The 10982-nt window shown below is 66.8% G+C and carries 10 protein-coding genes and 1 pseudogene; 3 read left to right on the forward strand and 8 right to left on the reverse strand.

Going from position 1 to position 10982, the window contains the following annotated elements; translation table 11 throughout:
• Window positions 1–347: 347 nt before the first annotated feature.
• A complete protein-coding gene (locus tag ACFU8W_RS47120; RefSeq protein ID WP_384051912.1) occupies window positions 348–1436 on the forward strand; it encodes a hypothetical protein in 1089 nt (362 codons plus the stop codon).
• A 407-nt stretch (window positions 1437–1843) separates the two neighbouring features.
• Here ACFU8W_RS47120 and ACFU8W_RS47125 read toward each other — a convergent pair whose 3' ends face one another.
• The gene (locus ACFU8W_RS47125; RefSeq protein ID WP_384051914.1) at window positions 1844–2803 is read right to left on the reverse strand and encodes a hypothetical protein; all 960 of its coding nucleotides are present in this window, start codon (window positions 2801–2803) and stop codon (window positions 1844–1846) included.
• A 286-nt stretch (window positions 2804–3089) separates the two neighbouring features.
• The gene (locus ACFU8W_RS47130; protein ID WP_384051916.1) at window positions 3090–3266 is read right to left on the reverse strand and encodes a hypothetical protein; all 177 of its coding nucleotides are present in this window, start codon (window positions 3264–3266) and stop codon (window positions 3090–3092) included.
• A gap of 133 nt (window positions 3267–3399) precedes the next feature.
• On the opposite strand from ACFU8W_RS47130, the gene ACFU8W_RS47135 reads away from it, so the two are divergent.
• Together ACFU8W_RS47135 and ACFU8W_RS47140 are read left to right on the forward strand one after the other, a co-directional pair.
• Window positions 3400–3732, forward strand: coding sequence for a glyoxalase superfamily protein (locus ACFU8W_RS47135; protein WP_384051918.1), 333 nt, complete (start codon window positions 3400–3402; stop codon window positions 3730–3732).
• A 36-nt stretch (window positions 3733–3768) separates the two neighbouring features.
• The gene (locus tag ACFU8W_RS47140; protein WP_384051920.1) at window positions 3769–4902 is read left to right on the forward strand and encodes an IS630 family transposase; all 1134 of its coding nucleotides are present in this window, start codon (window positions 3769–3771) and stop codon (window positions 4900–4902) included.
• 122 nt (window positions 4903–5024) lie between these two features.
• Here the strand turns inward: ACFU8W_RS47140 and ACFU8W_RS47145 are convergent, their stop codons facing one another.
• The 6 genes and pseudogenes from ACFU8W_RS47145 to ACFU8W_RS47170 form a co-directional block, all read right to left on the reverse strand.
• Window positions 5025–6290 (reverse strand): IS701 family transposase, encoded by a 1266-nt coding sequence (locus ACFU8W_RS47145; protein WP_384051922.1) that lies wholly within the window; start codon window positions 6288–6290, stop codon window positions 5025–5027.
• Between the two features lie 222 nt (window positions 6291–6512).
• Window positions 6513–6935: pseudogene (locus ACFU8W_RS47150) on the reverse strand (HU family DNA-binding protein); the annotation flags it as partial.
• 318 nt (window positions 6936–7253) lie between these two features.
• Complete coding sequence (locus ACFU8W_RS47155; protein ID WP_384051924.1) at window positions 7254–7988, reverse strand: hypothetical protein; 735 nt, start codon at window positions 7986–7988, stop codon at window positions 7254–7256.
• Window positions 7967–8179, reverse strand: a complete 213-nt coding sequence (locus ACFU8W_RS47160; protein WP_384051926.1) for a hypothetical protein — start codon at window positions 8177–8179, stop codon at window positions 7967–7969. Before ACFU8W_RS47160 ends, ACFU8W_RS47155 begins: the two co-directional genes overlap by 22 nt.
• A 302-nt stretch (window positions 8180–8481) precedes the next feature.
• On the reverse strand, window positions 8482–8790 hold the full coding sequence (locus ACFU8W_RS47165) for a hypothetical protein (RefSeq protein WP_384051928.1): 309 nt from the start codon (window positions 8788–8790) through the stop codon (window positions 8482–8484).
• 758 nt (window positions 8791–9548) lie between these two features.
• Window positions 9549–10982 (reverse strand): galactose oxidase-like domain-containing protein (locus tag ACFU8W_RS47170; protein WP_384051930.1); only part of this gene is annotated, 1434 nt, incomplete at its 5' end.

Below are 10982 nucleotides of genomic sequence, written 5' to 3' on the forward strand. Positions count from 1 at the left end.
GCCCGCAACTCGGCGGCCTGTTCCACGGACAGCTCCATACCAAGAGACCCTGCCACACAAGATCAAGTAATGCTGACGGAATCACAAGACACTAGTTGGCGCGCCAGATCGACATGCCCGATATAAAATGAATACACCATAGGAAGGCTTGCAGCGACCACGCCCTGAGGCCGGTCGAACGATCGCAATTGCACGTCTTGCAGCGCTCATTCGGTGTACATCTTGGCCTGACTACAAGGCGCTGGTGTTCATACCGCGACCACGCGAAATGCGACCCTGGGGGGCATTCACCGCCTACTCATGCCCATCTGAACCAGACAGACCGCAGTCAGATGAAGGAGCGGGAAATGTCCCACGTAGACATGATGTCATTGGGTGGTGAGGCATACAGCGACGTAGGCGTTGGCCGGAATATGGATGGGCGCTTGGAAATATTTGCCATTGGCGGCGACAGATCCGTTTACCATCGCTGGCACGGAGGATCAGATAACGGCTGGAATGATGGCGGCTGGGGGGTTGAGCCGCTGGGTGGAGTATGTCGGAGCGAGGTTGCCGTTGGGGGAAACGCGGACGGGCGCCTAGAGATCTTCGGTGTCGGCTACGACAGCGGAGTTTATCACCGCTGGCAGAAAGCCCCGGCGGGAAATTGGAACGCGGGTGGCTGGGGCATCGATCCGTTGGGCGGAGTGATCTATAGCAATCTCATAGTGGCCTCGAACCAGGACATGCGGCAGGAGGTCTTCGGCCGCGGCAGCGACAACGCCGTGTATCACCGCTGGCAGACAGCTCCGAGCAACGGTTGGAACGCGGACGGCTGGCAATCGTTGGGCGGGGCCATAGTGGGCGACGTCGCGGTCGCCTGGAATGGGGCGCACTGCCTAGAGGCCTTCGTTCGAGGCGCCGGAGCCAAAGGGGTGTATCACCGCTGGCAGACCGCTCCGAGCAACGGTTGGAACGCATACGGATGGCAGCCGCTGGGACAGCCTACAGAGGACGGGTTCATCCCGTGGAACGTCTCGATTGGTCAAAACCAGGACCGAAGCCTGCACGTCTTCATTGTCTACAGTGACCACAACGTGTACCACCGGTGGCAGGAAGGAGGTGGCTGGAACAGCAGCGGCTGGGAGAAGCTAGAGGGAGGGCCGATGGACGGCGTGGTCGCAGCTGCTCGAAACAGTGCTGGACTCATGGAGATATTCGTCCGTGGACACAACAACGCCTGGATATACAGGCTCATCCAAACGGCCCCGAACGCGCCCACTTTCACAAGCGGCGTCGACATTGGGGGGTGGCGCCCATGGCCGGGCCCAGCGGGTTCCGGTCACCTTTTGCAGTGCGCCGGCGAGATCTCGGCTATACGGAATGCACTCGGGGAGGTTGAGATATTTGTTCGAGACACAGACAAATCAATTTATCGCCTGCTCCCCTCGCATTAAATTAGGGCAAGTCCCCAGATATGCGGAGTGGGAGTCTGAAGCCCGGGACCCGCGTACCGCCTTCGCGCTGTCAGCAGCGGCCAGAAGGCCCACGCGTGCTGGAACCGCGTAACACGCCAGTATCCGAGGCTCTTCGCCCAGTGGGTATGGACACCAAAGTTCCGGTGATCAGGAGGACAAGAGCCGTCTACTGTAGCGGCAGACGCGGCCGCGCGGGCGGCGGGATACGACCCGTCGGCGTCACCACCGGACCGCAGCGGAAACAGCAACGGCCCGTCCGCGCGGAATACGCGAACGGGCGAGGGGTGCGGGGACGGGCCTGGGGGTGTGGCGCCTGGGTGTGGCCGGTGTACGACGACGGCCCGTCCGCGCGGGATGCGCGAACGAGCCGTGAGCGTCGGAGGGGATCAGGTTCCGGCGGACGGCCGGACGGTCGGACGGCTCTCGTGCCGGACCTGGATCTGGTAGCCGGTGTTGTTGAACGGCCGCTCCGTCTCGGCTACGAACTGCGCCTCTTGCGCGTTGTCGCAGTCCACGGTCTTGCCGCCCTTCCCGGTGCCGTTGTACAGACGGACGGAGAAGCGGGCACGGGTGGGCAGCCCGCCGGGGACCAGCCGGATACCGGGATCGAAGCCGCGGGCCAGAAGGTCGGCGTTCTCGGCCGGGATGCAGCTCTCGCATAGGAACCAGCGGGCTCCCCCGTACTCGACCCACACCGCACCGTAGGTGAGGCACGGCGAGCGCTCGCAGCGGATGCCGGGGGCGCACCGGGCGCGGATGGTGGCACGGGCGGCCGCCTTCCGCTCGATGTAGGCCGGAAGGCTCGGGAGGCCGGGCTCGTCCTGTCGGGCCGCGTGCTCGGCAGTGCTGATCAGGCGGTACTGCGTGGCCTGGTGCTGGAGCGCGGTGCAGGCGTCGTACTCGTGGCGGTTCCAGCGTCCACGGTTGCTGGCACGCACCAGGTAGCGGGAACGCTGTTCGATATCGCGGTAGAGCAGGAGGCACCGGTCATCGGCCGCCTCGTCGGCGGCTTCCCGGGCGGCGTTGGCGATGACGAGCAGCCGGGTCTCGGGGGCGGTCAGACGGCGCTCGGCGGCCTCGATACGGCCCATCGCCTCCCGGGTCTCCTCATGGTCGGCCACGCCCGGAACAGCGAGCAGCCGGCGCGCAGCAGCCACTGCCCGGGCGATCCGAGTGGTGGCGTAGGTGACACGGTCGGCGGTCGCGTTCGGGTTGGTCAGCAGGCGCCCGATCCGGGACACGGTGTACGCAACGGCGTACAACCGGCGGACCTGACGGTCCGTCTCCACAGCGGCACGGGCAGTAGAGAGCAACGGGACAGCTATCAGAGTCGACGCGGTGGTCATGGTGGGGCTCCTTCACACAGTCATGGGGCCGGAGTGGGCGGCGGTGGGATGCCGGACCGCACGGGGCGCGGCAAAAGGGGGGACTACGCGGGGTGCGGCCCGGCACAACCAACGGTGACCCAGTGAGGGGTTAGCCCCGCAACACACGGCGCCCCGACCGGAATCGGGCGGCCCGCCCGGCCCGAAGCGGTGGTGGTTGCTGTGACCGCTCGTACCGGCACGACAAATGGCCCGACCCCGCAAGGAGCGGGAACGGGCCATCAGACGGAGAAGGACGGCAGCGGGGTCAGACGGGGCGGATCCCGACGTCGTGGGCACCGTCTTCGAGCGGTTTTCGCCGCCTGGCCTCGGCCTCGGCCTCGGGGGCGGTGTACGTCTCAGAGCTTACGAACTCGTTGCTCTCGCCGCAGTCGTCGTACGTCCATTCCACGGTGAAGGGGCCGGACACCAGTGTGTTCACCATCAGGTCTCCCGGAACTCAAGCGGTCACGGGCCGGGCGGGGCTCCGACCCGGCGGGTGAACCGTGACGCGGCCCACGGCTAGTGCCGCGGCAGGCAACGTTCGCCCTGCCGGGTGGTCTGAGACGATGGGCTACATGGACGAGGAAGTCATTCCCATTCTTCGCGTCGAGGACGCTGCAGCGGCGGTCGCGTGGTACGAGCGACTGGGCTTCGCCAAGCAGTGGGAACACCGCTTCGAACCGGGGCTTCCCGCGTTCGTCGAGGTCGCCCGGGGCTGGGTGCGGTTGTTCTTGTCGGAGCACAAGGGCGACGCCCGCCCCGACACGTTGGTCTACCTCCGCATTCGTGATGTCGAGGCCATCGCTTCCGAGTTCGGTGTACAGGCGAAGGACGCTCCGTGGGCGCGTGAGATCGAGCTGCGCGACCCTGACGGCAACCGGCTGCGGATCGGCACGCCAACGGAATGACAGGCGTCGGCAGCGCGCGGCAGGGAAGCTGTGCTGGTGACTGAGCGAGTACGCGTCCGCGAGATCGATGACGACGAGGGGAAGCGCCTGCTACGGATCATCCGCCGGGGCAGCGGGTCGGTGGTGACCTGGCGGCGGGCCCAGATGGTGTTGCTGTCCGCGCAGAGCATGCCGGTGGCGAAGATCGCCGAGGTGACGTTCACCAGCGCGGACCGGGTCCGGGACGTGATCCACAACTTCAACGCCGACGGCTTCGACTCCCTCTACCCCAAGTACAAGGGTGGAAGGCCAAGAACGTTCATGCTGCCCGAGCGGCGCGAGATCAAGAAGATCGCCAAGTCCAAGCCGGCCGAGCACGGCCTGCCGTTCTCGACCTGGAGCCTGGCCAAGCTGGCCGACTTCCTGGTCGCCGAGGGGGTGGTCGACGACATCAGCCACGAGGGCCTTCGGGTCCTCCTCCGCGACGAGGGCGTCTCATTTCAACGCATAAAGACCTGGAAGACCTCCCGCGACCCCGACTACGCGGCCAAGAAGGCCCGCGTCGAACACCTCTACGCGATCGCCGACGGTGAAGTCATACCCGAGGAAGACGAGCCCGAAGTCATCTTCTGCGTCGACGAGTTCGGCCCGCTCAACCTCCAGCCCCACCCCGGCCGGCACTGGGCCGAACGCGGCGGCAGACACAAGGACCCCAACCGAGATCCCCGGCCCCGCCGACGGGCGACCTACACCCGCCCGCACGGGGTCAGGCACCTGTTCGCCGCCTACGACCTGGCCAAAGACCAGCTCTACGGCCACATCAAGCCGAAGAAGAACCGGACGAGGTTCCTGGAGTTCTGCCGCTACCTGCGCAGCCTCTACCCACCGAAGATCCGCATCGCGATCGTGCTCGACAACTTCTCCCCACACCTGACCACGAAGAAGGACACCCGAGTCGGCGACTGGGCTGAGGCCAGCAACGTCGAGTTCGCCTACACACCGACCAACAGTTCCTGGCTGAACCGCATCGAGGCCCAGTTCACCGCCCTGCGCTACTTCGCACTCGACGGGACGGACCACGCCAGCCACAAAGAACAGGGCAGCATGGTCCGCCGCTACGTCATCTGGCGGAACAAGCATGCCGCCGACGAACGCCTACGCGAGGTGGTCGACAGGGCAAACGTTGCTTGATGCGGCACTAGTAGGGCTTGGTCAGGTCGGTGCGAGTGCTGGTATGTCGCGGTGGCAGGTGGGGCAGGCGCCGGTCCAGACCGCGAGCAGGAACTGCAGTTCGCGGACTACTTGGTAGAGGCTCAGGCCGGCGCCGTGTCTTTTGGGGCTCTGGCCAGTCGTTGCAGGGTGCAAAAGGCATGTGCGACGGAGACGAGGGTGACGTGGTGGTGCCAGCCGGTCCAGGTCCGGCCCTCGAAGTGGGCCAGCCCCAGGGCCTGTTTCATCTCCCGGTAATCGTGCTCGATGCGCCACCGGAGCTTGGCGAGCCGGACCAGCGGGGTCAGCGGGGTGTCGGCGGGCAGGTCGGACAGCCAGAACTGGACCGGTTCGCGTTCGGTGGCGGGCCACTCGGCCAGCAGCCAGCACTCCGGCAGCTGCGGCCCCTGGACCGCCTGCCGGATCTCGCGTCCGGCAGGCCGGATCCGCAAGGCCACAAACCGTGAATAGATCCGTTTGAAGCCACTGCGGCCGGTGCCGGGCCGGGAGCCCTCACGCCATTGCACCGGCTTTGCCGCCTTCCGGCCGGCCATGGTGACCAGTTGCTTGACCGATTGCGGCTTGTCCGGGTACTTCGCCACCGGCGGGCGTCCGTTCCCGCTGTATGGCTCGGTCACCGGCACGGCTTCGCCGGGCTGAGCCGACAACGTGGTGGAGATGCCCACGACGTAGTTGAGGCCGCGGGCCTGCAGGCCGAGGCGGAACGCCGCCGCATCGCCGTATCCAGCGTCCGCGACGGCCAGCGGCACCTCGATCCCCCACGAGCGGGTCTCATCCAGCATGTCGAGCGCGAGCTGCCACTTCTCCACATGCCCGATATCGTCGGGGATCTGGCACGCGGTGCGTCGGGCGATCTTGTCCGGGTCGGCCTTCGCGGACCCGGGCGCCCAGGTCTCGGGCAGGAACAGCCGCCAGTCGACCGCCGCCGAGGCATGATCCGAGGCCAGATGCAGCGAGACGCCGACCTGGCAGTTGGTGACCTTGCCCGCGGTGCCGGTGTACTGCCGCGAAACACACGCCGAGGCGTTGCCGTCCTTGAGGAACCCGGTGTCATCGAAGATCAGTGCCTTCGGCCGGATCGCCACGTCCATTTTCCAGGCCAGCCGGGCCCGGATATGGGACGGATCCCACGGGCTGGTGGTGACGAAGTGGGCCAGCGCCTGCCGGTTGCCGTCCTCTCCGAGTCGAGCAGCCATCGGCTCGACCGACTTGCGCTTGCCGTCGGTCAACAGCCCCCGCAGGTAGACCTGCCCCCACCGACGCTGATCGTTCCGCGCGAACGGCTCGAACACCTCCGCAGCAAAGTCCTCCAACTCACCACGCACAGACGCAATCTCTTCCGGAGTCACACTCCAACAACGACACTCCGCACCCAAAAGACACGCTCCGCCACACCCGACCTGACCAAGCACTACTAGGACGGCAACCCCTACACCAAGCAGGACGGCAGCGAGGCGCGGCGGGTTTCGCCGGAACGGCAACGGCCCGCTCCCGTCGGGCGACGGGAGCGGGCCGTCGGGTATTCGACGGGCGGGCCGGGCAGGCGATCCGGGGCTGTCGCCGGGTTTCTAGGCGGCGGCCGATCCGGGCAGGCTGCCCCCGGTGGTCTGCTTCGTGGTCGGGGCCTGGAGGGCGGTCGCCTTCCTGGGCTTGGCTCCCCCACCGGACAGGCTCCCCTTGGGCGCCTTCTTCACGGACACCTCGTGCTTGGGGAGCTTCTTCGAACCGCTCACCAGGTCCTTGAAGCCCTGCCCGGGCCGGAAACGGGGCACCGAGGTCTTCTTTAGGCGGACCCGTTCACCGGTCTGCGGGTTCCGGGCGTAGCGGGCTGGGCGGTTGACCTTTTCGAACGAGCCGAACCCGGTGACGGAGACGCGGTCCCCGGCAACCACGGCGCGGACGATCGCGTCGAGCACGGCGTCGACAGCATCGGCGGCCGCCTGCCGGCCGCCGACCTTACCCGCGACCGCCTCGACGAGTTGTGCCTTGTTCATGATGTGTGTCCCTTCTGACTGAGTACTGGATCTGATACCGCCCAGTCACACCCACCGCCTGTATGTGCGGGGCGGGGTGATGGGGCGGGACGTGAACGACTTTGACAGGAAAAGGAGTTAGCCGCGCAACACCGTTCCCTCCCAGGTCAACGGGACGCGAGACGACACTAACCCCGGGACACGAACCCGGTTCCGGTGGGCCAGGCCCGGTAGCTCGAGAGGCCGGTGGTGCGCGGGACCGGTCTCGCGAACGCCGAGGGGCCGCCCCACTGCCGGATGCGGCGGCTGGGCGGCCCCGAGGGGACGGTGGTTCGTGTGTCAGACGCGGATGACTGTGTGGCGACGGACCTGGACTGAGTTGTTCACGCTGGCCTGGCGGGCGTGGCCGGTCTGCCCTGGCACTGCAGGAGCGGCGCTGAGTCCGAACATGTCGGCCATGACGGTCATCAGGTTTCCGCCGAATTTGCTGGTGCAGTCCATGCCGTTCGTGTCGTACATCCGGAACGCGTGGCTCGGGGCCAGGGTCCAGGTTCCCGGGGAGCGGCGGCTGGGGGTGTAATGGAGGTGCAGTGTGCCCTTGGGCCCGCTGATTTGGACGGTGTAGCCGCTTTCGGTGGCTGCGGCGAACGCGTTGACGCTGCCGGTGCCCTTGCGCCGGACGGCCTCCCGCATGTTGTCGAGGGCCCGGCGCACCACGTCGGGGAGCTGGGCTTCATCGCTCACCGGGGTCAGTTCGGGGATCTCCGAGCGGCTGCCCGGGCGGGACAGCACTTCAGGGTCGTTCCAGATGCACACAAAGTCGTCGAAGTCGCGGGCCAGTTCCCAGGGGGTGCCATCCACGGTGAGCGTCGAGGTGTTCCACCTCCAGGCGCCGCTGTGGTGGCGCCGCCAGGTGATGGTGAGGTCGACCCGCTCGCTGGCCAGCCGCAGAACGTAGTGCAGCGGTGACGTGCGGTGGACCTCGGCGGTCTGCCCAGTTGCTTCGAGCAGGTCGTCGCGCATGGTGGCAACCGGCTTGGGGAGAATGGCCTTTACGGTCGGGTACTCAGGCATGAATGCTCCAATGCGGAGGTGTTGAGGTCGGTGAGGTTCGCGTCGGCGCCCGCCCGGATCAGGAGTCCGCAGCGGGTGCAGCGCAGGGTGTCGATGGGGTCCCAGTCATCGCCGCCGACGCCGGGCTGGCAGAACACGGCCCGGAAGGCGGCAAGGACCTCGGTGGGCGCGGGTTGGGGCGAATCGGACATGAACATCTCCTGGTGAAACACCCGCCGTGGGGCGCTGTTCGTCATCCGGCAGAGGCAAGAGAGGCAGGGCCGTCGCATCCGTGGCGCGTTAAGCGCGGCACGGCGAAGGAATAGAGGGCACCAGGGCCGCAGCAGTAGCGGGAGAGGGGGATCCGCGTGCTGCTCCCCGGCGAACACGACCATGGCGCGGCAGGGAGCTAGCCGCGCAACATGCAAACCCACCAGGGAGCAGGGCTCGGGAAAGAAGCCGGGCCCAGCTCCGGCCAGTCACAGCCAGGAGCGGGCCCGGGAAGGCGTGCGGGTCAGGGACGGAAGTCGGCGACGAAGACGGTCGGGCTGTCCGCGTGGGGCCGGTTCGGGTCGACTGCACGGCTAGCCGCGATCGCGAGGTTGACGGCGGCTTCGCAGAAGTGCCGTGCGGCAGCGCGCGGTGAGCCCATCAGCTCGCCCGCGAGCGGGCGCCCTGCGTCCTGGTGCGGTTCGTAGGCTCCAACTGAGGCCAGCACGAGACGGCAGCCCCGTACGGGCCGGGTCACAGCCTCGAAGGCCAGATGTCCGTACCGGTTGGTCACCTGTTCGTCGCGGGCAGCGCGGTCGAAACCGCTGCACACCTGGTGTGGGATGTGCGGCGGGCCCGACCGTGGCTGGGCGGCAATGGCCGTCCGGCGGCCAGGCCACGCATCTCGGCACCTGGGCAGCTGCTGTCGGGGACGCACCGGGACTGGCTCACACGGGAAGAGCCAAGAGCAGGAGATCCGCCGGGATGATGAGGGCTGATCCCGGATCCACCGGCTTGATTCCCGGGTGATCGTTTCGGGGTCGTGCAGGCTGTGTCGAGGCTGAGCTGTGGATTCGGGCATGGGGTGGCCGCTGGTCTGTCCAGCTCTTCCACTTGTCCACAGGTCTCGGGCCCTTTCGGGCAGGTCGGTCAGAGAGCGTCAGGAGCACGAGCCGGGATAGTTCGAGCGACTGGCGATAGGGCGCGTTTTACGCACCGGAAGCGGTGGATGTCGCAGTTCAGGATGTGTCGGGCCTGTGGGTCGATCAGTTGATGGACTGGCGGCTTTTTGCCGGGCAGCGCATGAGCCTGCGAGGGGACTGCGGATATGCTTCGGCGGCCCAGTGGATCGGCGGCAGGGTCGGAGGTGTCGTGAGCCGGCCCTTGCTGCTGGCGGCGAGCAATAGTCTGCAAGGGCGAATGGGTCCCCCGATCGCCACGCAGTGTGAGGGCAGCGCGCCCCCTCTCGTCACTGTCATAACGGGGGCATGCGGGTCGAACCGCCCCCGGGCAGCGGAACTGCGGCCACGGGTGCCGCCGATTGTTCAAGTCCCTCGTTCGACGGGAACCGCCGGTGAGGTGGAGTTACGCTCAGGCGATGGTGATGAATCGGCCATGGGAAGGAACGCGGGCGCTGTCGAGGATGAACATCAGGTACACGCCGGGGGGAGCGATCCCACCCGCCGGCGGTGGAATGACGAGCAGGTGCTGGGCGTCGACGACGCTGAACAAGAGCTCGACGTAGCGCTGGTCCGAGCTGAAGGCGTGCGTGGTCGATGAGGTGCGAATGACCGAAACCTCCTTGATGGTATCCGCACGCGCTACCTCGACCGTGATCGCATCCTCCGGCTCCTGCGCGTAGGCCATTCGCTCCGGGGCGGAGATGAGCTGCGGTCGCTGCCGGCCGAAGTACCACGGTTTGTAGATCTCGATGCGGAGCTCCCGGGTGTCGGTGCCAGGCTTGCCGTTCATGTTCGAGCCAGCTGTCCACACCGCCCCATCGGGCATCAGCAGTGCCACCGAGTGGTAGTTGCGGACAACCGTCGCGTCCTGCAGCCGATCCCAGGTGTTGCTGTCAGGGTGGTACATCTCGGCGGTTCGGACCCGAGTGTTGTCATCCTCCTTGTTAGCGACACCGCCGCTGATGAAGACCTCGCTGCTCGGGAGCAGCACAGCGTTGAGGTTGTACCTTGGCCCGTTCAGCGGCCGCGTACCGGTGGTCTTCCATGCCGGCCTCTCATCGGCGAGGTCGATGCGGCGCGGCGTTGCGCCTCCACAAAGCAACACGCTCGGCTCGTAGTTCTTCGACGGCCGCAGCGGCAGCAGGACGGAGGTGGTGTCGATACTGCTGGCGATGACCGGCGCTAGGTAATCCGGATCGCCGAGGGCTGCGACCTGGGAGGACTCATCGGTGTCGGGGTCGTATGTGATGCTGAACCCGAGCTGACCCGCCGCCACTCTGACAAGCGGGGTTGCGCAGAACACCTTGCCATCGGGCAGCACATGCATCCGAGGGTATTGGACGAACGCCAACAGATCACCAAGAGCTGGGTGGATCGTCCAAGTGTCGTGGGCCGGGTCGTAGATCTCCGGCGTGTTGTTCCAATGTCGGCTGTCGGTGCGGGCTGGGTGCCCGCCGGCAGCCAGGACGCGGCCGTCGGCGAGCGTGACCAGGGTGGGGTACCAGCGGCCCCCGCCGGCCAGCCCGAAAGCGGTCCGATGTCTGGGGCCCCATCCATCGGCCTCGGTCCACCACAGCGAATTGACAGCACCGGCGCTGCTAGCCCAGAACAAGTCAATCTTGTCGTGCCCGCGGCTGACGCTCGCGACGGCACTCCCAGCCGCTGCGGCGAGGGGCGACCCACCGCCGACCACTGTAAAAGGGTGGTGCTCGACCCAGGGCTTTTGTTCGCTGAAGAAATGGGTGTTGATCGCACCGTCGCGCCCGGTCCAGAAGATGTCAATTTTGTCGGTGCTCCGGCTCACCGCTGCTATTGAGCTGCCGGGATTCGCCGCCAGGGGTTC

This window comes from Streptomyces sp. NPDC057565 (assembly GCF_042801455.1).
GTDB lineage: Bacteria > Actinomycetota > Actinomycetes > Streptomycetales > Streptomycetaceae > Streptomyces > Streptomyces yanii.